This window comes from Asticcacaulis excentricus, assembly GCF_003966695.1.
In the GTDB taxonomy this organism is placed as follows: Bacteria; Pseudomonadota; Alphaproteobacteria; order Caulobacterales; family Caulobacteraceae; genus Asticcacaulis; species Asticcacaulis excentricus_A.
The window spans coordinates 1745298-1766249 of sequence record NZ_AP018827.1 but is presented as its reverse complement, the minus strand read 5'-3'; the positions used below and the strand labels follow the sequence as shown (position 1 = coordinate 1766249).

Below are 20952 nucleotides of genomic sequence, written 5' to 3'. Positions count from 1 at the left end.
GATCATATTGTGGCTTGACTTATCAGCTTCGATCAATGAGGATCAGGTTATCCAACAGGTTGTTGCGTCAGAGGCCCGCACAAAAACAAAGGGCCCTGGCAGGGGAGTGAAAAGCCGGAAGGCGTTTCCGAACTGACAGGATATGTGTGTGTGCCTTCGCCTCAAGATAAAGGCGGAGTCTGTTCTGTCGTCTGGAGCCGTTTTTTCCGTAATGCGGCGCGCCGTCGTGTGCGTCCGCACCTTTATTCCCCGTGCAGTCTAGGAACCAACACAGTTCTCAAGGGGCATGTCGTTTCGGCGGCATATCGGAGGAATAAATGCAGAAACCACCCTCAAAGTCACCCAAGTCGTCTTTTGCGAAGTATCTGATGGCCGGTTCGGGCCTCGCCATGCTGGCCGTCTCTGGCGCTGCCTACGCGCAGCAGGCCGCGCCTGCCGCGACGGACGATGTTGAAACCGTTATCGTTGTCGGCTCGCGCGCATCGCAGCAATCCGCGATCGACCGCAAAAAGAAAGCTCGGACGGCGACGGACTCGCTTGTGGCTGAAGACGTGGGCTCCTTCCCGGACCGTAACCTCAACGAGGCTATCTCGCGCATTGCCGGTATGGGCATCACCCGTGGCGAAACCGGTGAGGGTGAGTCGCTGAGCCTGCGTGGTAATGGGCCTGATCTGACCCGGGTGGAAATGGACGGCATGTCCGTTGCGTCTTCGGGGTTTGACTTGGCGACGAATGGCACGTCTGGTCGTGCGTCGGATTTGCGTGAACTTCCGGCTGACCTCATAAAGAGCGTCGATGTGGTTAAGGGCAACACCCCGGACATGACCGAAGGTGGCCTCGGTGGCACTGTACAAATTCAGACACGCACGGGCCTTGATTTCAAAAAGCCCTATCTCTCTATGCGCGTTGCAGGTGATCGCAACTCGCTTAGCCAGCGCTGGTCGCCCGATATCAACATTGTGGCATCGCGAAAGTTCCTGGACGGCCGCTTAGGTGTGGTTTTCAACGTTACGGCGACGCGGCGTCTGAACGACAGCCATCAGCTCAATGGTGCAGGTGCCAATAGCGCTGCCGGTTACAGCCGCTTTATAGATTTTGACAATTCGCCCGAAAAAACGTTCCAGTTCAATCCGTCTTTGGTTTCCGGTGTCGGTGCAACGGACCCGGTTTCAAGCTGGGCGCTGGCATCAGGGACGGGTAATTTCAACACCCTCAGCCCGCTTGAAATCGTAACGCGATCGGCCAATGCTAAGACGAAAGCAGACTGCTTGGCAGCCTTCCCGCTTTACACGGCCACGGAACTCAACACGATTGCGCCGGGGAGCAACAATGGCAACCGGCAGGCCGCTCAGGCAACCCGGATCAGCGAACAGGTTACCTGTCTCAATCAATGGAACGATTATGCGCCGAACCTGTGGCGCGATATCAATCTGACGCAGTATGAAAACCGTCTCGCCTGGGACGTGCGCTTCGACTACCGGGTCAACGACAATCTGAGCGTGTTCGCCAAGTATGCCGTCACAAATCGCGATCAGGAAGACATCCGTCGTAACCGCACGCGCGGTGAAATCCTCCGCACGACCGTAGCGCCCAATGTGACTCCGTCGTTACTGAACAATACCAACATCGCCGTTGGTACGGCCAACGTTCTGACGCAAGTGGCCAACAGTGGATATTACATCTACAACGCCGGTACGCCGACGGGCTCCACCACTTTTGACAGTACACTTGGCGGGTCCATAGTAAACAACGCTTTCGCCAATATGGGACTTGGGGCCAATGTTGTCCCCGGTAGTGTTAAGGTTGACGCGAACCACTACGTCACCGAACTCGATATAACCAATGCCGGTATAAACTACGATAATATCCGTAATGATCAGATTTGGGATAACCAATACCTGCAAGTAGGTGGTGATTATCGGAACGGGAATCTGCGGGCGAACTTTATGGCGAGCCGCAGCGAGTCGACCTACAGCCGCTACGATAAGCGCTTCCGTCGGAATGCCTTATACGGAACCGGGAAGATGCGCGTCCTGCCGAGCGGGCTATGGACCGTTGATTTCCCGGCGGGATTCGATCCTGACAATATGGAAAACTCCGTGGTGCTAAATCCGCCTGCTGGAACTACGCCGGCCGCGCAGGCTCTTTCGGCACGTTATTCAAGCAATGTCGGTTTCGACTATTCGCCACGGCTCGTGGAGTCGTCAGAAGATCAAGCGAAGTTCGATGTAACCTATCAAATGCCAGACTTCCCGGTGTTGAAGCGTTTCAAGACCGGTGTGAGCTATCGTAAAATTCTCAATGACTCTTGGGGCGGTGGCGGCTATTCGCCGAAGGCCGGTGTTTTTGTTCCCACGAATAATCTGAGAGGCATACTGCGCGCCTGTGAAAATCAAGCTACAACGTCAGCGGCTAATGCCTGTGTATACGGTTATGTTCCGAATGCCACCACTGGCACGTCGTTCCGCCATGGCACAGAAACCCTGACCCGCGCCCAACTGGTTGCGCTTTATCAGAACAGTATCGAATACAAAGACGGGCCCTTCATGCCTGATTATGAAGGCGTTGACGGTTTGAGCCTTTGGAACTCTATCGATATTGATAAGGCCTTCTCGCAGCTCGCCGGGACTGTGAATTACAATTTCGACTGTATTAAAGTCTGCACGGGCAGTGACGGTAATGTGTATGAGCAGCCGGTCGGCAAATCAGACGAGCAGGTTACTGCCGCCTACTACATGTTTGACTTCGAGCAGAAGCTGCCGTTCGATATGCTTTTTGACGGTAACTTTGGCGTCCGCATGGTCCAGTCGAAGGTTGCGGCGTCCGGTTTTGTGACGCTCGCGTCTACACGCAAAAACATTACGGGAGTTCCGGCAACGGAATGGAACCCTAATGAAGGCGTTAATCGTGTAACCACGACGAACATCATCAAGGCGGTGGACATCGCGAGAGAGTATACGGATTGGCTGCCCAGCTATAACGCCAATCTGTGGGTTGTTCCGGACAAGGTCGTTCTTCGTTACAACTGGTCGAAAACAGTTGCGCGCCCCCCAATCGCACGGATGTGGCCGGGCGGCACCTGTACGGTCGATGAGCGCATCGAAGATCTTATTGACGCAGGTCAAGAAGATCTGGATATGAACTGCACCACCTTCGGCAACCCGGACCTGAAGCCCTATACGGCCACAAAGAACAACACCTCACTTGAATGGTATCCTAATAAGGACACCACAATGTCGCTGGCCTATTATCGCCAGAAGGTAAAGGTTGGCGGCCCGGAGCAGGTCCGAGTAACCGATCAGCCTCTGTTTGGTGGCACAGGTGAAGTAGACCCTGTTACCGGCCGTCCGCTTTCTGACTTCCTGTTTTCGTACAATACCTTCTTAAACGGGCCAGGTTACACCCAATCGGGATGGGAGTTTGCCAGCAAAACGGCGTTCACCTTCCTGCCATGGAAGCTGCGTTACACGGGGATGGACTTCAACATCTCGACGAACGAATCCAAGGGCGCATCTGGCTATATCGACCCGATTACCGGGGCCAATGTGGGCATTCCTGGTCGCGCAGATTACTTCTCTAACCTGACGGTGTGGTACGATGATGGCAAGACGAACGCACGTATCGCTTATCAGGCCCGCTCGCGCGTCTTAAACTGCGTCTCGGCGTGTGGATTCAATTCAGACAACGCCTTCGCCTTCCCGAACCAGAACCCACGGAACTTCGTCCGTCTGCCATACAACCCTGGAGAGCCTTACTACACACAAGAGTATGGCTATCTGGACGCCAAGCTTACGCATAAGCTGTCGCCGAATGTCGAGTTGTACTGGGAAGGTCGTAACCTTCTCAGAGAAGCGAACGTCGTCATCGGCTCGGATGACCGCGGATTTGCGGCCAATGACTACGCATGGTCGGTGGTGTATGGTGGACGCCGCTTTACATTCGGTCTGACTTACAGAATGAACTAAATGAAAATTACAACTTCGAACCTCCTCCGCATAAGGGCTGGGAGAATTCGCAGTTACTAAGCAGAATTAAACTTATGTTTGACACCGCCGTCCGGGGTTCCGGGCGGCGGTTTTTTATTGACGGACCGGGTTGCGTGATCAATTTTGGACAAAATTGAGCGATAGTGCGCCGGAAACCACCGCCGTCAGCGTTCAAGTCGTTGACTTTATTTAAGGGCTGGGAACCATGACCTCTCTCTCGCGCCGCCATCTTCTGCAATCCGCCGTGGCTATGTCGGCCCTGAGCGCCCTGCCCGCCGTGGCGCAGGCCGCAGCTTCGGCCAAGGCCACGCCGGTGGCTTCGACCGATCTCAGATGGCTGGACGGGACGCCGGCGGCCTTTGAAGGGGCGACGTTGGGGGTACCGTGGCCGCGCGGTACGGTGAAGCCTGCCAAGGGCAAGGTGCCGGACTTCAAGCTGGGTGAGCTGCCGGTGCAGTCGTGGCCGCTGGCCTACTGGCCCGACGGGTCGCTGAAATGGACCGCGCACGCCGTTCCCGCCGGAACCAAACCCGCAGGCTTATCGCTCGCGCCGGGCAAGGCGGCTCCGCCTGCTAAGGCCGTCAGCGTCAAACAGGAGGCCGCCGCTGTTACTGTCACCTCCGGCGATCTGGTGTGGGTGGTGCCGACCTCGGGTGAGCATCTGATCGCCACGGCTACCCGTGCGGGCCGCCTGACGCTCAAGGAGATGAAGCTGGTCGCCTTGTGGCAGAATGCGCCCGATCTTGACGCCACAGGCAGTGTCAGCCAGCAGAGCTTCAGCAGCAAGATCAGCAAGGTCACGGTCGAACAGACCGGTCCTGTGCGCGCGGTGCTCAGGATCGAGGGCGTGCATTCGGGGAATGGCCGCGACTGGCTGCCCTTCTCGCTGCGGCTCTATTTCTACGCCGGTTCCGAAAGCGTGCGCATCGTGCACTCCTTCATCTATGACGGTGACCCGTTCAAGGACTTCATCCGCGGTCTGGGCGTCACCGCCAAAACCCCCATGACCGAAGAGACGCACAACCGCCATATCCGCCTGACCGGTGATGGTGTGGGCGTGTGGGGTGAGGCGGTGCGGCCGCTGACCGGTCTGCGTCGTCCGGTGGGCAAGGGGCTGGGCGTCGCTCAGGTCGAAGGCAAGGCCGTGGCCGTCGCCGACATGGCCAAGCCGGTGCAGGACGGGCTGAAATGGATCCCGGAGTGGGGCGATTTCACGCTGTCGCAACTGACGCCCGATGGCTACACCATCAAAAAGCGTACGCGCGCGGGTCACGCCTGGATCGACTCGAATGCCGGGACGCGCACCAAGGGTCTGGCCTATGTCGGTGGGGCGAGCGGCGGCGTGGCGCTGGGCTTCAAGGACTTCTGGCAGCGCTCGCCGACGCAGCTTGATGTGCGCAATGCCCATACGGAACTGGCCGAGATCACCGCTTGGCTGTGGTCGCCGGACGCCCCGGCCATGGATGTGCGCCCCTATCGCTCGGCTGACGGCATGGACACGCACCCGGAAGAGATCGAAGGCCTCAACATCACCTATGAGGACTACGAAAAGGGCTGGGACACGGCGACCGGCGTGGCGCGTACCTCGGAACTGAACCTGTGGGTGCTGGGGGCGACGCCCTCGCATCAGGTGTTCTCGGATATGGCCGAGCAGGTCGCCAATCCGGCGCGTCTGGTGCTGTCGCCGGAACGCATCCACCAATGCGGCGTCTTTGGCGACTGGGACGTGGCCAATTCATCGACGCCGGCGCGCAAAATCCTCGAAGACCGCCTGACCTATCAGATCGACTACTACATGAAGGAGGTCGATCAGCGCCGCTGGTATGGCTTTTGGACCTATGGCGATGTGATGCACACCTATGATGCGGAGCGTCACATGTGGCGCTATGACATCGGCGGCTATGCCTGGGATAATTCCGAACTCTCGACCGATCTGTGGATCTGGTACACCTATCTGCGCACGGGTCGCGCCGACGTGTTCAAATTCGCCGAGGCCATGACGCGGCAGACGGGTGAGGTTGATGTCTATCACCTTGGCCGCTTCAAGGGCTTCGGCACGCGCCATGGCGTGCAGCCATGGTCGGATTCGTCCAAGCAGCCCCGCGTGTCGAATGCCGCCTATCGCCGCATCTACTATTACCTGACCGCCGATGAGCGCGTGGGTGATCTGATGCGCGACCTCAATGAGTCGGACTTCTCACTGAAAAATGTGGACATCTCGCGTAAGCTGCCGCCGTCGCCGGAACGCGAAACGCCGGAAGGCGTGGTTAACTCCTCCTTCGGCACGTCATGGGGCTCGTTCATTTCGGCCTGGCTGACGGAGTGGGAGCGCACGGGGGATACCAAATGGCGCGACCGGATCGTCAACGGCATGACGACAATCGGCAAACTCAAGCGACGCTGGTTCGCCTCTTCAGCCCCTTATGATCTCAAGACGGGTAAGTTCCTGGGTGAAGGCGATTATGTTGCCATCTCGCACCTCAATGGCGTGTTCGGCGTGGTCGAGATGAGTTCGGAACTGCTGAGCCTGATCGACGAACCGCTGTACCGCAAAGCGTGGCTGGAATATTGCCGCTATTATAACGCACCCAATGATGAGCTTAAGGCCTTGTTGGGAAGTGTGCCTGGTGGGCGCAATCTGCGTGATGCCCATTCGCGTCTGACGGCCTATGCCGCCTTCCATGAGAAGGACAAGGCATTGGCGCTGCGGGCGTGGAGCGAGTTCTTCGGCAAGGACGGGCGCGAATCCGATGGCGGGCTGAAACGCGGTACGCGACGCATCGACGGCCCGGCAGTGCTGCGTCCGTTGGACGAAGACCCGACCCTCTCGACCAACGGCACGGCGCAGTGGGGGCTGGCGGCCATCCAGAATATGGCCCTGATCGGCGACAGTCTGGATGAGGCGGCCAAAGCGGCCGGACTTTTGTAGAGACGGAAGCCAGCATAAAAAAACGCACCGACCGGGGAGGGAGCGGTGCGTTTTTGCCTCGTCTTCAGGGGGGGACAAAGAGGGCATGTCGGCCGGAGGGGAACTGCCATTGACTGGCGGTCAAGTCCTGGGCTGGGGGGCTGTTCAGGGGGTGGACCCGACGAACCGATCCGGCCGACACTCATCTTGTATAGGCCAATATGGGCGCCTAAACGGCTGAAATGAGGTCATTTTAGGGTGGGTTCATTTCTTTTGGAAACGTGATCGTGATGCCACCGTTTGCATGGAGCGGTGCTTCAAACCTCTTGTCTTTTTACAGGATCGGGCGACTATAAAACCTAGATTGATGAGAGGTTCGCCGCATGAGCTTTCAGGATCAGGGCACAGGGTTTGTTGCCGCGCCGAAAGGGCCGGTTTTCTTTGAACGCCGCGAACTGGAGCTGATCCTCAGACTGTATGGACGTAAGGTGGCGTCGGGCGATTGGCGCGACTATGGTATAGACAGCCTGGCCGACGTCGTGGCCTTCAACATCTTCCGCCGTAGCGGCGAAGCCCCCGTCTATCGCATCGAAAAGCGCCCGTCGCTGGCGCGCAAGCAGGGGGCGTTTGCGGTGTTCAATCAGAACGGCATGGTGCTCAAACGCGGGCGTGAGCTGGAGCCGGTGTTGAGCGTGCTCGACAAGACGAAGCTGGATGTGATCGGGTAAATAAAAACCCCGCCGGAACGCTTCGGCGGGGTTTCGTGTTTAGGCCTGAGCCAGACTTAGTCGCGACGTACGCCCATAAAGGCCAGCAGGAACTGGAACAGGTTGACGAAGCTGATGTAGAGGCTCAGCGCACCATAGTTTGTGGCCATAGCCATACCTGCTTCATTGCCACCCAGTTCGTAATAGGTGTGCTTGAGGTTCTGCGTCTCGAAGGCGATCAGGGCCGAGAAGATCAGCACGCCCAGACCGCTGACGATGAAGTAGAGCATCGAGCTTTGCAGGAACAGGTTTACCAGACTGGCGATAATCAGGCCGATGACTGCCATGAACAGGAACTTGCCCCAGCCGCTCATGTCGCGCTTGGTGGTATAGCCGTAAAGGCTCAGCGCACCGAAGGCGGCGGCGGTGACGAAGAAGGTCGAGGCCAGAGAACCGCCCGTATAGACAAGGAAGTTAGCCCCGGTGGACAGACCGATCAGAGCCACAACCAGCCAGTACAGGATGCTGGTCGAGGCCACCGTCGGCTGACGCATCACAAAGCCTGACCCCAGCAGGATGACCACCGGTGCGAATGAGATGACATAACCCATGATCGTATAGCCGGCCAGACGACCATCCGCCGTGACCCGGAACATGAGGTTGGTGATTTCCGGGACGTTGGCGGCAGCCCAGGCGAGCGCGCCGGTCAGCAGAAGGCCCAGAGCCATCTTGTTATAGACGCCCAGCATGAAGCTGCGCAGGCCCGCATCGACCGACATGTCCTGTACGGTCGCATTGGCCGGATTGTGACTGCGAAAGTCGTTCATTGTAAATCCCTGTGGGTTGGGCCGGTATGGCCTGTTGAGACCTAATATGAGGCTAAACCCCCATTATGACAAGGGTGAGGCCATGGCCGGAGACCGAGCGACAATCGATTTAATTCATGCAAAAGATTGCATAATCTGAGGTTTTGGACGGCGCTCACCGGATTGAGGTTTCAGGCGTGGCCAAAGCGGCGTAAAATGCGCGCATGATGCATTTGCCGCTCCGTTCCGTCCTGTTTGTCCCCGCTGCCAATGACAAGGCCATGTCCAAGGTGGCGACGCTGGCGGCCGACGCCCTCATCCTCGATCTGGAGGACTCTGCTGGTGAGGCGGAGAAGGCCGAGGCGCTGAAGCGTGTCGTTCGCGCGCTTGAGGCCGGTGGGTTTGCCGCGCCGGTGGTTCTGGTGCGCGTCGATCCGGCGCTGAAGACGCCGATTTTGCAGGCCCTGACGCGCTTTGTCGGGCACGGACTGCACGGCTATGTCGTGCCCAAGGTGGGTTTGCCGGTGCACCTGCACGGCTACGAAGCGCCGGTCTGGGCGATGATCGAGACGGCGAAGGGCGTGTTGAACCTGCGTGAGATCTGTACAGCGCCGGGGCTTCAGGGCCTGATCGCCGGGCCGAATGATCTGCGCGCTGATCTGCGCGTCTCGGCAACGTCGGAGCGCACAGAGTTGCAACTGGCCCTGTCCCACATCGTGCTACATGGCCGCGCCTTCGGCCTCAGCGTCATCGACGGCGTCTATAATGCCTTCCGCGATGAGGAGGGGCTGCGGCGCGAATGCGAAAATGGCCGCGCTCTGGGCTTTGACGGCAAGACGCTGATCCATCCGGTGCAGGTCGCCGTCGCCAATGCGGTGTTTGCGGCGACGGCGGATCAGCTCGACTGGGCCCGGGCCGTGGTGGCGGCCTTTGCGCAGCCTGAAAACGCCGACCGCGGTGTGGTGTCGGTCAATGGCGAGATGGTCGAACGGATGCACCTTGCCACGGCGCGGCGCTGGTTGGCGGCTACGGCTTTGCCTTAGACGCCCGGATGCGGTCAGCATCTTCGGCCGGTGGTATAAGCTGGACGGTGAAGTCGAAGTGGACGGCGCGTACTTTGGTGGCTACGTGAAGCCCGCCAATGAGAAGGAAAACCGCCGCGACCGTCGCAAGACCGCTAACCAATCTGGCAAGCGTCAAGTCGTCGTTATCATGCCCGAGCGTGATGGTCGCACCATGCCGCTCGTCAATAAATCAGAGGCGCAGGGCGTGGCTCTGGTGGCTGCCAATGTGGATCAAGGCGCTACGGTTCATGCCGACGAGGCGAGCCATTGGGATAACCTGTCTGCTCGCTTCATGACGAAGCGTATCAATCACAGCTAAGCCTATTCACTGCACGGCGCTTGCACCAACCAAGCCGAAAGCTATTTCAGCCGCATCCGTCGCGCTGAGACGGGCACTCACCACCATATCGCCGGTAAGTACCCGTCGGCCTATGCGAACGAAATGGCGTGGCGCGAGAACTTCCGCCGCGTGTCCAATGGCGAGCAATTTATGATGATCGTTGGTGCAGCGGCTGCGCATCCGGTTTCGCGTCAATGGAAGGGCTATTGGCAGCGTTAAGCGGCAATGAATCGCGGACTCAGTTCGCGAGAAATATCAAGAGGCATACTGTTTTTTTTCACAAATCAGTGTAATATGCGAACACATGGTGAACAAAGGTAAACTAAATTCGGGGGAACTCATGGCAAACGTTTTTGATGTAGCAAAATATGTTCTGCGGCTTGCAGCTGAGAAAGGCGAGCCGGAGATGACAACCTGGAAATTGCAAAAGCTAGTTTATTACTCCCAAGCTTGGTCGTTGGTATGGGATGATCAGCCAATATTTGAAGAGCAAATCCAAGCGTGGGCTAACGGACCAGTGTGTCCAGACCTTTACCAGCGCCATAAGGGGCAATTCAAGATTACGGCGAATAGTCTTGACGCAGGTGATCACAGGGCTCTGACCAAAGCAGAGCGTGAAACGGTTGAGGCGGTCGTGCGTCGCTACGGGAAGAAAACCGCTCATTACCTAAGCGAGCTTACACATCAAGAGGCGCCGTGGAAACGCGCGCGCAAGGGTGTGAAGGACGGCGAGCGAAGTGAAAAGCCTATATCTCACGCAGATATGGCCGAATATTATGGCGGTCTGTAAATGAGCGCAAAAGCGCAAAAACGACTGCTGGCAAAGCAGTTAAAACTAGAGAAAAGCTTGAAGAAGAACGCGACGATTGTCGAGAAGGTGCGCGCAGAAAAGACAGTGTCTACTTCTGCCATTGCTATTGAGGATATCTCTGAGCCTCAGACATTTATGTCGTACAGTACCGAAGAGGCCGATACCGAGGGAACATGGTCTTGGGGCGCTCCTCGTAAGTGTGCTGATGAGCACTGGTTTGAAGAGGCGCTACCGTTCTTGACAGAATACAGTCGCAAGAAATGGGGTGAAATTGACAGCGAAGGCACTGGAAATAAAAAGAAGCGCAGACAAAAGCACTGCCACTATAATTTCAGCCAAATCATAACCGAGGCATATAATCGGTTAGTCGAAATAAAAAAGGATGATTTCGCCGATAGGATTTATCGGTTTCGTCTCGGCGGGAAACTGAGGCTCTATGGGTTTAGGGTGCGGAAGATTTTCTACTACCTATGGTACGACAGGGAGCATAAAATCTATTTAGGGAAAGACTCATAGCACCCACCCCTTATAATCCCCCAATTGCGCGACCTCTGACACAACGCCCTCAACGCGCAGTTTTGTCAGAACGGCTCCTGTCCGCTTACGCAGGATAACGAACGTCGCCTCGTCTGCGTTAAGGCCCCTGTCGGCAATCCAAGCCTCTGTGATGTCCCGGCTTGTAATGGGCGCTGTGGCTGTCCTGAGCCTGTCCAGAACGAATTGCTTTAGCTTGCCCTTCTTTGCCCTGTGCTTGGTCACATAGCGCTGTATGGCCCTTGGTGTCTGTTCTGGATCGAACAGGGCGATTGCCGCGTCGAGGTGGTCAATGTCACAGGTGACTTTGTGAAGGTCTTTTTCAAGCGCCTTACGCAGCTTTAAACGCTCGTCTCGTTTGGCTACGAGGCCCTCTACAGTGTCCGGTCTTTCCATGCCCGAAAATTTGCCGGAAAGCCCTACGAGATAAAAGATTCCGCTTGGTGTGTTTGCTACATAATACCGGAAAAAGGTCAGTCGGCGACTTTTTCGAGATAGGTCTGCGAGCGCATTTCCTCAAGGCGGGACACGGTGCGCTCAAACTCAAATGCACCATCGCCCACCGGATAAAGGGCGGCCGGTTCGGCAGCGGCCAGCACCACCAGCTTGGTATTGGCCTCATAGAGCGCGTCGATCAGGGTGACGAAGCGTTTGGCTTCGTTGCGCTTTTCCGGTCCCAGTTGCGGGATGTGGTCGATAAAGACGGTGGTGAAGCGCTCGGCAATGGCCAGATAGTCCGCCGGACCGTTATTTTCGGCGCACAGCTCGGCAAAGCTGGCGCGCAACAGCGGCCCGCAGGTGCGTTTCAGCGTCAGCTTGCGTTCATTGACGCTCAGCGTGGTGGCGACCGCCTTGCCCGGCCCGACCATGTCGCGCCACAGGACGTCATAGGCGGCTTCTGACGCCGCATCATCCGGCGTGAAGTAAACGCGCGCCCCTCTCAGGCGATCCAGACGGAAATCTTTTGGCCCCCTGACCTCGTGTACCGTCATCTGGCGGCGGATCATGTCGATGAAGGGCACGAACAGGTCGCGGTTGAGGCCGTTCTTGTACAGGGCTTCGGGCGCGCGGTTGGAGGTGATGACGATGGTGACCTTCTGCGCGAATAGGGCCTCAAACAGTCGCCCCAGAATCATGGCGTCGGCGATATCGGTCACCTGAAGCTCATCGAAACAGAGCAGCTTCGACTCTCTGGCGATCAGTCGGGCGACCGGGGCCACCGGGTCATCGCCCTTCGACGTGCCGAAAACCGACTGGCGTTCTTTCGCATCGCCCTGACGCCACACCTGCACCAGTTCATGCACCTTGGCCATAAAGGCGTGGAAGTGGATGCGGCGCTTGGGCTCAAAGGCGACGTGTTCGTAAAAGAGGTCCATCAGCATGGACTTGCCACGCCCCGGCTGCCCCCACAGGTACAGACCGTAACACTGCGCGCCGCCAAACAGGCCCTGCCAGAAGCCGGCACTGTCACGCAAGGTGCGCTCCAGCTTCGACAACACATCCACGGCCTCGGCCTGCCCCGGATCGGCGGCGATCTGACCCGATTTGATCAGTTGCTTGTAGGCGGATTTGACGGAACCGGGCATCAGGCGAAAGTGTCACGAAATTGTGATAAACGGATGTGGCGCCCAAACTAGCAGACAAGTGTGGGTTTGCGGTTAAAAAAATGCTGCATAAGCGTAAATGACGCCGGAGCCCTTTAGCGCCCAAGGCGCAATGAAATCTGCTTGGCGACCTGAATGCCATGCGCCGCCGAGGTGGTCACGCACGGGTGCCAGTAGTCGGTCACCTCGCCACAGGCCCACAGACCGGAAAGGACCGTCTCGCCCTGCCGGTTCACGGCGATGTAACCGTTTTCATTTTTCAACTCAAGGTCTTGAGGCAGGCCGTCAGGCAGTTGCGCCGCAAAGCCATACATGACGCCAAAGGCATCGAAGACCTCTCCATTGACGGTCATGCGTGCCTGATCGGCGGTGTACGGGCCAATGCATACCTTGGCCTGCGGGATCAGTGCCTGAAGTCCGGGCTGAGCCCGCGGGGGCGTGCGGGAATAGATCGTCACCGATTTTGCGCCGCGTTGCAGCACAAAACGCGCCTGATCGAAGGCGTTATCGCCGCCGCCCAGTATCGCAATTTTACAATTGCGCACCTCCAGGTTTTCCATAGGATAACCGGGTCCGACGGCGACATTGTGTGCCGGACGGAAGTGCCCTCTCACCGGTTGCGTCCCCGTAGCGATTACCAGATGTTGTGTCCTGTAGTGTCCGCGTACAGTCTCGCCTTCGACCCGAAGGCTGAACCCGCCATCGGCGGCTTCGATGCGTCTTACGCGGCTGTTGAGCTGACAGGTCACGCCGATGGCATGGACATGGCGATGCAGGGCACCGGCCACCTCTTCCCCGGTGTGGCCCATAAGGCCGGGAATCCACAAATTTTCGTAGGGGCTGCGTCTCTGCAGACCGCCCAGCGCGTCGCTGGCCTCAACCAGCAGTGCACGAACCCCCAGCTTATGCAGCCAAAGGGCGCAGGCGCAACCCGCCGGACCGCCGCCAATGACAATGGCTTCGAAGGCTCCGACATCGGAAGAATTCGTGAAGGACGGGAATGCGGCGGTCATGCGGCTATAAAGCGGCGAAATCACTTATCTGGCAAGGATTTTGCCGATAAATTTATCAGTACCCGTTAGGGAATTGATAGGACTTGTATGAAATAAACTGTAACATGGGAGCATGTTTCGTGAGAAGAGACAGTTCCGGAGGAGCGTACCCAGATGAGACTGTTATGCGTTGAGGACAATTCCGCACTGCGTAAGATGATGGATTGCGTCCTGTCCCCCACAGGTATGGATGTGGATTTTGCCGCCAATGGGCGCGAAGCCGTCGAAGCCTATGAAACCTCCGAATACGACGCCATTCTGATGGACGTTGAAATGCCCGTCATGTCCGGTATCGAGGCGGTTCGTGAAATCCGTCAGATCGAGCAGGGTCATAATCTGGGCCATACCCCCATCTTGTTTCTCACCAGCAAAGAACAGGCACGTCTGCGCGAAGTCAGCCAGACCGTTGGCGGCGATGGCCTGTTGCCCAAGCCCTTTACCCGCGAAGCCCTGTTATCGGCACTGGATCGTATCCGCCACATGCCGACCACGCCCTCCTATCCGGGCGGCATGGCGGCGCACGCCTGAAATAATCTCAAAAGAAACCAGCAACTCAGTCAGGTGTCACATAAGTCTGACTGAGTTGAGGGCACAGAAAAAAGACGTTTTCCCCTCTGGCTTTCTCTGATAAGGCACGCGCCACCGGCGCGATGCCTTTTTGTTTATTTGCGCCAACCTCACTCAGTTTTGGAGTTTTCCGATGACCTATCGTGTCGCCGTTGTCGGCGCCACCGGCGCTGTTGGCCGTGAGATGCTTGCCACGCTCGAAGAGGTGGATTTTCCGATCAAGGACATCTACGCCGTGGCGTCGCGCAAATCGCTGGGCGTTGAGGTGAGCTTTGCCAACCGCACCCTGCGTTGCGAAGACCTTGAGCAGTTCGACTTCTCCAAGGTCGATATCGTGCTGATGTCGGCCGGTGGTGACGTGTCGAAGGCGTGGTCGGAAAAGATCGGCAAGCAAGGTCCGATCGTTATCGACAATTCGTCGGCCTGGCGCATGGACCCGGATGTGCCGCTGATCGTGCCGGAAGTGAATCCGGACGCCGTCTGGGACTGCAAAAAGAAGAACATTATCGCCAACCCCAACTGCTCGACCATCCAGATGGTGGTGGCGCTGAAGCCGCTGCACGATGCCGCGCGCATCAAGCGCGTCGTCGTCTCGACCTATCAGTCGGTGGCCGGGGCCGGCAAGGCGGGTATGGATGAGTTGTGGGATCAGACCAAGGCCGTTTATGGCCTGGGTGAAACCGAGCCCAAAAAGTTCACCAAGCCCATCGCCTTCAACGTCATTCCGCACATCGACGTCTTCATGGAAGACGGTCAGACCAAGGAAGAGTGGAAGATGAAGGTCGAGACGAAGAAGATTCTCGATCCGAATATCGAAGTCTTCGCCACCTGCGTGCGCGTGCCGGTGTTTGTCGGTCACTCCGAGTCCATCAATGTCGAGTTTGAAAACCCGCTGGATGAGGCCGAAGCCCGCGAAATCCTGCGCGAAGCCCCCGGCATCGCCGTGGTCGATAAGCGCGAAAACGGCGGTTACGTGACGCCCAAGGAGTGTGTCGGGGAATTCGATACCTTTATTTCGCGCCTGCGCAACGATCCGTCCGTGCCGAACGGTCTCGCCTTCTGGTGCGTATCGGACAATCTGCGCAAAGGCGCGGCGCTTAATGCCGTGCAGATCGCACAGCTTCTCGACGAACGCGGGGTTATCACGCCAGTCACAGCCTAAAGATCACTAACGCAAAGTGATCCTTTAGACCGGCGGACCCCCAGGGTTCCGCCGGTTTTTTCGTTGCTGACACGCCCTGTCGCCTCTATCTCCCTACCTGTTTCGCACGAAACATCTTTTTGATCGGATATATCATGTCCACCGCTCAGCCCGCGGCCCCGTCACCTTCGTTTTTCACTTCGCCTATCGGTCTGGCCATACTGTGCTATGCCGTGTGGGGCTTTGCGCCGCTCGTCTATCTGCCGATGAAAGACTTTGGCGCGGGCGCGTTGGAGATCATGGCGCACCGATCGGTATGGGCGCTGATCTGGTCGGGCGGGCTGGTGCTGATCACCCGGCAGTTTCCGGAAGTTCTGACCATCTTCCGCACGCCGAAGGTGGCCCTCACCCTGCTGGTAGCGGCGCTCATGATCGCCATTAACTGGGGCGTCTTTGTGTGGGCCGTGACCAACCACCACACCATCGAGTCGGCGCTGGGCTACTATCTCAACCCGTTGCTGAACATGGCGGCGGGGGCGATTCTGTTCAAGGAGCGCCTCGATAACTGGGGCAAGGCGGCCATCGGTCTGGCCATTGTCGGGGTAGGGATTCAGGCGCTGGCGCTGGGGCATATTCCCTACATCGCGCTCACTCTGGCCCTGTCCTTTGCCACCTATGGCATCATCCGCAAGCAACTGGCTGTGTCGGCTCTGGCCGGGTTGTTTGTCGAATGCATCTTCCTGTTTGTGCCGTCGATCCTCTATCTGGTGTGGTTCGAAGGGACGGGGCAGGGGCACTTCCTCGGCGGCCTGTCGCACGCCTTCTGGTTCGCCCTGACCGGGCCGGTGACGGTCCTGCCGCTGTTCCTGTTTTCCTACGTGGCGCGTCGTCTGCCGCTTTCGACCATGGGCTTTATTCAGTTCATGGCCCCGACCATCGCCTTCATGATCGGCCTGTTTCAGGGCGAGCCGTTCACGCCGCTGCGGGCGCTGTCGTTCGCCTTTATCTGGTTCGGCGCAGGGGTGTTTGCCTTTGGGGCGTGGCGGCGCGCCAGGCAGATGCGGGTGGAGTAGCCAACACCTCCCTGTCGCTATGCGACAGGGAGGTGAATTACAGCGCCGCGTACACCTCATTAATCAACCCGACAGGACTTTCTGTGCTTTGTCCTGTCGGGCTTACAGTGCTGCGTACACCTCATTGATCAGCCCGACAGGACGGGGATCGCCGATCAGGTAGTGCGACTGACGGTTCATCACATAGGCGATGCTCAGGCGCTTGTCCGGGTCGGCCATCACGCACGACCCGCCCCAGCCCGAATGGCCGACGGCGCGGGCATTGGGGCCATAGATGCCGATGCCGCGATTGCGCAGGAAACCCGCTCCCCACGACAGGTCGAACGGCAGGACGCGATCGCGCCCGAACACGCGCTCCTTAGTGGCGTCGTTCAGCGTCTTTTCCGACAGCAGCGGCTGCCCCATCAGCGTGCCGCCATTGGCCACCACCTGCATCAGCAGGGCCAGAGCCTCGGCCGTAGCATGGCCATTGGCCGACGGAATTTCCATGCGCCGCCAGTCGGCTGAGCCGCGCCCGGCCGGTGAGGAGCCCTTGTCGAGGAAGGCGGCCTGTTTGATCGCATCAAGCGGGCCGAGGTCCGGGGCGCGCGTGGGTTTCCACATTTCCGAGATACGGGAAAACTCGCTGTCCGGCGTGCCAATCATCAGGTCAAGCCCGAACGGCGTGGCGATGTCTTCGCGCAGCGCCGTCCCCAGCGTGCGCCCATCGGCGCGCCGGAAGATTTCCCCCAGCAGATAGCCGATGGTGATGGGGTGATAACCGGAGCCTTCACCCGGCGTCCACAAGGGGGCCTGATCACACAGGGCCTCCAGCAGGGCCGGAATGTCGAACCAGGTGGTCGGATCAATCGGTGGGCTGAATCCCGACAGGCCGCCCTGATGCGAGATCAACTGCCCCAGCGTGATGTTCTCCTTGCCCTTACGGCCGAATTCCGGCCACAGCACCGAGACCTTATAGGCGTAGTCGAGCTTTCCCTGATCGACCAGCCGGGCGATCATCAGAGCGGTCACGGCCTTGGTTGAGGAAAAGACCGGTGTCAGGGTGGATTCGGTGAAGGCTTCGGTGCCTTCGCGGTTTTTCACCCCGCCCCACAGGTCGAGAATGACCTCATCGGCCTGCACCACGGTAAACCGTGCGCCCTTTTCGCTCAGACCGTCCGGGCCTTCGGCGAAATGCCGGGCAAAGCGGTCTTTGACGGCGGCGAAGCGGGCGGGGGCGGTGCCGTGGATTTCGGTCATGAGGCGGGACTCCGAAGCTATGCCCTTCCCCTATAGGCGCAGGGGCGGGATCGGGCAACCGATCTGCAAACGATAGCGTTCGCGCGGCGGTGAATCTGGCCGCAAAAAGGCCACAATTCGCCCCACCCTTGCGCCCAGTATCTGAGGAGACACCTATGCTGACCCGCACCGCTCTGCTTGCTGCCGCCGCCCTGACCCTGAGCCTCACCGGTCAGGCGGTCGCCCACGAAGGCCACGACCATCACGAAGCCCACGCCAAGGCCCCGGATGCCGCGCTAAAAGCCGCCATCGACGGTGCGTGGCGTACACCGGAAAACAAGGCGCGCGATCAGTACCGCCACCCGGTGGAGGCGCTGGCCTTCTGGGGTCTCAAGCCGGGTGCCGATATTGTCGAATTCTATCCGGGTGCCAAAGGCTGGTGGACGGAAATCCTGGCCCCCTACGCCCATAAGACCAAGGGGCGCTACACCGGTGTGATGAACAACACCAATGATGCCGCCTTCTGGGCCGAGGTGGCGGACAAGTCGATCTATGGCGAGGTCAGTGCCTCCACGCTCGATGCGCTGCCGGCGGGTCAGGCCGATCTGGTGCTGATCGCGCGCGCCTTCCACAACTGGGCGCGTCAGGACGGGGCGACCGAGCGCCATCTGGAGGCCGCGTTCAAGGCGCTGAAGCCCGGCGGCATTCTGGCGGTCGAGCAGCATCGCGCGCCGGAAGGCTCAGACCCCAAGGCCGGGACGGGCTATGTGCCGGAAAGCTATGTCATTGAGGCGGCGAAAAAGGCGGGCTTCGTGCTGGTCGGCAAAAGCGAGATCAACGCCAATCCGAAGGACGACCATGACCATCCGTTCGGTGTGTGGACGCTGAAGCCCATCCGCAGTAGTGGCAAGGGCGACGCCGCCCTGACCCCCGAACAACGCGCGGAGTTTGACGCGATTGGCGAATCCGACCGCATGACGCTGAAGTTCAAAAAGCCGTAACGGCAGACAGCCGCTTCTCATTGACCATTTTCAGCAATTCCGCTGCCGCCATCGCGTCCGACAGGGCGCGGTGGTGATGTTTTAGTTCAATGCCAAACTCACGCGACAACGGCCCCAGTCCGTAGGCCGCCAGCCCGGGAAAGTGCCGCCGCATCGACGCCACGGTACACAGTTTGGGATAGCGGAAGGGCCGTTCCAGTCGCCGGTATTCCGCCGACAGGAAGCCGTAGTCGAAATTGACATTGTGGGCGACGAAGACCGTGCCTTTCAGGAAGGCCTCGAAATCGTCGGCAATGTCGGCAAAGCGCGGAGCGTCGCGGACCATCGCATTGCTGATGCCGGTCAGTTCGGTGATGAACGGAGGGATGCGCCTTTCGGGATTGATCAGGCTTTGCCAGGTGTCGATGATCTCACCATTGCGGATTTTGACCGCGCCGATCTCTGTGACGCGCTCATAGGCCGCCTGTCCGCCGGTCGTCTCGATATCGACCACCGCATAGACCTGATCCGGGTCGGGGCGGAAGGCGACGCGCAGTATACCGGCCTCAAATCCCGCCTGCCGCAGCAGGTTGAGCCGGGCGAGTTGATGCCGGCGCACCTGATCGCCTTCGCCCTTGACCTCGATAAATTTGACACCGCCCGGACCGATCAGCAGCAGGTCGGGAAAGCCGTCGCGTAAGCCCTGAAAATCGCTGCACAGGGCCGCCATTATGTCGCGCACGGCCTTAGGCGGTGCAACGTTCAGAAAGTCACGCAGCAGGTCCCCTAAACCCGGCCACCAGCCGAAGACGCCATTCTCACGGCCTTCGTGGCGGGCGAGGGTATCGGCAATCAGCGGCCAGCCACGACCCGTTTCGAGCGCATCTAGACGCTCTGTCACGGCGTGCGGGAACAGGGCGGCGAAGCGATTGTCTTTCAGGGCCTGCGGCATCCAGTCGAATTCCGAGGCCAGTGATCCGGGCTGCTCAAACAGCTCGTCCCAGAACAGCAGGCCGAACAGGGCCGGCCACAGGCCGTTTTCAACGTGGTGCGCCGTCCAGCCCTGCGCCTCGTAATGGCGGATGGCCGCCAGTTCCGGAAGGCCGCGATAGAGGTCGTCGGCATTGATCTCTTCGCCGTCGCGCAGCAGGTCGGTAAACGCACTGGTGCGTTTCTTGCCGAACTTGCGACGGTAGAAGTCGTCGGCGAACAGGAAGGCCTCATCGTGCGCCGGGGCGTCGAGCATGAACTCCAGCAGGCCCAGCACGTGCTCTGTCTCGCCCCGCCCGTGCAGCAAACGGATGGTGCGTTCCTGACTCTCGAACAGGCCCGATTGCGCGTAAAAACCAATGGCCTGATCCGTGTCCTTCTGGCGTTCAAAGAAGCGCCCCAGATCATGCATCAGCCGGTCACGCAGGCCTTCGACAAACGGCGTGGCGGGGGAGGGGAGGGTGCTGGCGTGTTCGGCCAGTCGCTGATAATCCTCTGGTGTTGCCCCCTTTAACGACCGTAGCGCCTGCGTATAGGCATGGCCGCCCAGCGCCTCCTCACGGCTGACGAAGCGCGCCTGATAGGCCGTCTCGCCGCGCACCGAGACGACGCCCAGATCCCGCAGGGTAAAGGCCGTCAGATTGTCGCTCAGCTTGCCGAAATAGAGGTAGAGCAGGAAGCCCACCGTCTCCCGATGCCCCGGCACCCAGGTGGTGTGCGAAAAACCGGTGGCGAAATCCGCGAACGGCAGGGTCTGTTCGACCGCCCGTGCCACCTGCGCCTTCGACCACTGGCGCGACAGGGCGATGTCGTGGTCACGCGCTATCTGCTCAAGTACGGGCCGCGTCAGGGTATCGAGCCACGACCGGTAATCTTCGGCGCAAGCGCGACGCGCGAACCCGGCCTCGACCAGCTCCTCCAGCCGCCATTCGATCTCACCGATCTCGGCATAGACGAGGTCAGCAATGGTAAACACCGGCCGTTTGCGATTCGACATGCGGATAAACAGGCATTGGGCCTCAAGGCTTAGACCTGCAAAATCCGTAATAAAGGCGTGCTCCGCCTCCCCCAGAACACTGGCATAGACGTCGCGCACAAAGGCTAGCATTTCACTGAAATGCGCATGGTAATAGGTCGGCGGCAGGACAGGAAAACGCGACATGATCGACCT

At 59.0% G+C, this 20952-nt stretch carries 16 protein-coding genes and 1 pseudogene; 11 read left to right on the top strand and 6 right to left on the bottom strand.

The features are described 5' to 3' along the window. Window positions 1-317 precede the first annotated feature (317 nt). From EM6_RS08215 to EM6_RS08205, 3 genes are all read left to right on the top strand, one after another. A complete protein-coding gene (locus EM6_RS08215; protein ID WP_126421801.1) occupies window positions 318-3965 on the top strand; it encodes a TonB-dependent receptor in 3648 nt (1215 codons plus the stop codon). 226 nt (window positions 3966-4191) lie between these two features. Continuing rightward, window positions 4192-6915, top strand: a complete 2724-nt coding sequence (locus EM6_RS08210) for a Tat pathway signal sequence domain protein (protein WP_126421799.1) — start codon at window positions 4192-4194, stop codon at window positions 6913-6915. A 362-nt stretch (window positions 6916-7277) separates the two neighbouring features. After that, entirely contained in the window at window positions 7278-7622 is a 345-nt protein-coding gene (locus tag EM6_RS08205) for a DUF2794 domain-containing protein (protein ID WP_126421797.1), read from the top strand. Window positions 7623-7678: 56 nt separating this feature from the next. Here EM6_RS08205 and EM6_RS08200 read toward each other — a convergent pair whose 3' ends face one another. Continuing rightward, on the bottom strand, window positions 7679-8428 hold the full coding sequence (locus tag EM6_RS08200) for a Bax inhibitor-1/YccA family protein (RefSeq protein WP_126421795.1): 750 nt from the start codon (window positions 8426-8428) through the stop codon (window positions 7679-7681). Window positions 8429-8631: 203 nt separating this feature from the next. On the opposite strand from EM6_RS08200, the gene EM6_RS08195 reads away from it, so the two are divergent. The 4 genes and pseudogenes from EM6_RS08195 (at window position 8632) to EM6_RS08180 (ending at window position 11138) form a co-directional block, all read left to right on the top strand. Next, window positions 8632-9450 (top strand): HpcH/HpaI aldolase/citrate lyase family protein, encoded by an 819-nt coding sequence (locus EM6_RS08195; protein ID WP_126421793.1) that lies wholly within the window; start codon window positions 8632-8634, stop codon window positions 9448-9450. Between the two features lie 46 nt (window positions 9451-9496). Next, window positions 9497-10030: pseudogene (locus EM6_RS08190) on the top strand (IS1595 family transposase); the annotation flags it as partial. 121 nt (window positions 10031-10151) lie between these two features. Continuing rightward, on the top strand, window positions 10152-10601 hold the full coding sequence (locus EM6_RS08185) for a Panacea domain-containing protein (protein ID WP_126421791.1): 450 nt from the start codon (window positions 10152-10154) through the stop codon (window positions 10599-10601). Beyond that, window positions 10602-11138, top strand: coding sequence for a hypothetical protein (locus EM6_RS08180; RefSeq protein WP_126421789.1), 537 nt, complete (start codon window positions 10602-10604; stop codon window positions 11136-11138). Here the strand turns inward: EM6_RS08180 and EM6_RS08175 are convergent. The 3 genes from EM6_RS08175 to EM6_RS08165 all read right to left on the bottom strand — a co-directional run bounded on the left by EM6_RS08175 (window position 11133) and on the right by EM6_RS08165 (window position 13773). Continuing rightward, window positions 11133-11552 carry a hypothetical protein gene (locus tag EM6_RS08175; protein ID WP_126421788.1) on the bottom strand — a complete coding sequence of 140 codons (420 nt, stop codon included), beginning with the start codon at window positions 11550-11552 and terminating at the stop codon, window positions 11133-11135. The genes EM6_RS08180 and EM6_RS08175 overlap by 6 nt on opposite strands. A gap of 77 nt (window positions 11553-11629) precedes the next feature. Next, complete coding sequence (zapE, locus tag EM6_RS08170) at window positions 11630-12742, bottom strand: cell division protein ZapE (protein ID WP_126421786.1); 1113 nt, start codon at window positions 12740-12742, stop codon at window positions 11630-11632. 113 nt (window positions 12743-12855) lie between these two features. After that, on the bottom strand, window positions 12856-13773 hold the full coding sequence (locus tag EM6_RS08165; RefSeq protein WP_126421784.1) for an NAD(P)/FAD-dependent oxidoreductase: 918 nt from the start codon (window positions 13771-13773) through the stop codon (window positions 12856-12858). A 153-nt stretch (window positions 13774-13926) separates the two neighbouring features. Here EM6_RS08165 and EM6_RS08160 point away from each other — a divergent pair, with 153 nt between their 5' ends. The 3 genes from EM6_RS08160 (at window position 13927) to rarD (ending at window position 16593) form a co-directional block, all read left to right on the top strand. Next, window positions 13927-14340: a response regulator gene (locus EM6_RS08160; RefSeq protein ID WP_126421782.1), complete on the top strand. Its 414-nt coding sequence runs from the start codon at window positions 13927-13929 to the stop codon at window positions 14338-14340. A 172-nt stretch (window positions 14341-14512) separates the two neighbouring features. Then, the gene (locus EM6_RS08155) at window positions 14513-15541 is read left to right on the top strand and encodes an aspartate-semialdehyde dehydrogenase (RefSeq protein ID WP_126421780.1); all 1029 of its coding nucleotides are present in this window, start codon (window positions 14513-14515) and stop codon (window positions 15539-15541) included. Window positions 15542-15675: 134 nt separating this feature from the next. Beyond that, window positions 15676-16593 (top strand): EamA family transporter RarD, encoded by a 918-nt coding sequence (rarD, locus tag EM6_RS08150; protein ID WP_126421778.1) that lies wholly within the window; start codon window positions 15676-15678, stop codon window positions 16591-16593. 102 nt (window positions 16594-16695) lie between these two features. On the opposite strand, the gene EM6_RS08145 is transcribed toward rarD, so the two are convergent. After that, window positions 16696-17832: a serine hydrolase domain-containing protein gene (locus tag EM6_RS08145; protein ID WP_126421776.1), complete on the bottom strand. Its 1137-nt coding sequence runs from the start codon at window positions 17830-17832 to the stop codon at window positions 16696-16698. Window positions 17833-17987: 155 nt separating this feature from the next. Here EM6_RS08145 and EM6_RS08140 point away from each other — a divergent pair, with 155 nt between their 5' ends. Further along, window positions 17988-18812, top strand: coding sequence for a class I SAM-dependent methyltransferase (locus EM6_RS08140; RefSeq protein ID WP_126421774.1), 825 nt, complete (start codon window positions 17988-17990; stop codon window positions 18810-18812). On the opposite strand, the gene EM6_RS08135 is transcribed toward EM6_RS08140, so the two are convergent. Beyond that, window positions 18799-20943: an exonuclease domain-containing protein gene (locus EM6_RS08135; RefSeq protein WP_126421772.1), complete on the bottom strand. Its 2145-nt coding sequence runs from the start codon at window positions 20941-20943 to the stop codon at window positions 18799-18801. The two genes, EM6_RS08140 and EM6_RS08135, sit on opposite strands and share 14 nt — an antisense overlap. Window positions 20944-20952 lie beyond the last annotated feature (9 nt).

Excerpts from the sequence above, each read along its gene's own strand:
- EM6_RS08215 (WP_126421801.1), top strand. The coding sequence starts at position 318 with ATGCAGAAACCACCCTCAAAGTCACCCAAGTCGTCTTTTGCGAAGTAT.
- EM6_RS08210 (WP_126421799.1), top strand. The coding sequence starts at position 4,192 with ATGACCTCTCTCTCGCGCCGCCATCTTCTGCAATCCGCCGTGGCTATG.
- EM6_RS08205 (WP_126421797.1), top strand. The coding sequence starts at position 7,278 with ATGAGCTTTCAGGATCAGGGCACAGGGTTTGTTGCCGCGCCGAAAGGG.
- EM6_RS08200 (WP_126421795.1), bottom strand. The coding sequence starts at position 8,428 with ATGAACGACTTTCGCAGTCACAATCCGGCCAATGCGACCGTACAGGAC.
- EM6_RS08195 (WP_126421793.1), top strand. The coding sequence starts at position 8,632 with ATGATGCATTTGCCGCTCCGTTCCGTCCTGTTTGTCCCCGCTGCCAAT.
- EM6_RS08185 (WP_126421791.1), top strand. The coding sequence starts at position 10,152 with ATGGCAAACGTTTTTGATGTAGCAAAATATGTTCTGCGGCTTGCAGCT.
- EM6_RS08180 (WP_126421789.1), top strand. The coding sequence starts at position 10,602 with ATGAGCGCAAAAGCGCAAAAACGACTGCTGGCAAAGCAGTTAAAACTA.
- EM6_RS08175 (WP_126421788.1), bottom strand. The coding sequence starts at position 11,552 with ATGGAAAGACCGGACACTGTAGAGGGCCTCGTAGCCAAACGAGACGAG.
- zapE (WP_126421786.1), bottom strand. The coding sequence starts at position 12,742 with ATGCCCGGTTCCGTCAAATCCGCCTACAAGCAACTGATCAAATCGGGT.
- EM6_RS08165 (WP_126421784.1), bottom strand. The coding sequence starts at position 13,773 with ATGACCGCCGCATTCCCGTCCTTCACGAATTCTTCCGATGTCGGAGCC.
- EM6_RS08160 (WP_126421782.1), top strand. The coding sequence starts at position 13,927 with ATGAGACTGTTATGCGTTGAGGACAATTCCGCACTGCGTAAGATGATG.
- EM6_RS08155 (WP_126421780.1), top strand. The coding sequence starts at position 14,513 with ATGACCTATCGTGTCGCCGTTGTCGGCGCCACCGGCGCTGTTGGCCGT.
- rarD (WP_126421778.1), top strand. The coding sequence starts at position 15,676 with ATGTCCACCGCTCAGCCCGCGGCCCCGTCACCTTCGTTTTTCACTTCG.
- EM6_RS08145 (WP_126421776.1), bottom strand. The coding sequence starts at position 17,832 with ATGACCGAAATCCACGGCACCGCCCCCGCCCGCTTCGCCGCCGTCAAA.
- EM6_RS08140 (WP_126421774.1), top strand. The coding sequence starts at position 17,988 with ATGCTGACCCGCACCGCTCTGCTTGCTGCCGCCGCCCTGACCCTGAGC.
- EM6_RS08135 (WP_126421772.1), bottom strand. The coding sequence starts at position 20,943 with ATGTCGCGTTTTCCTGTCCTGCCGCCGACCTATTACCATGCGCATTTC.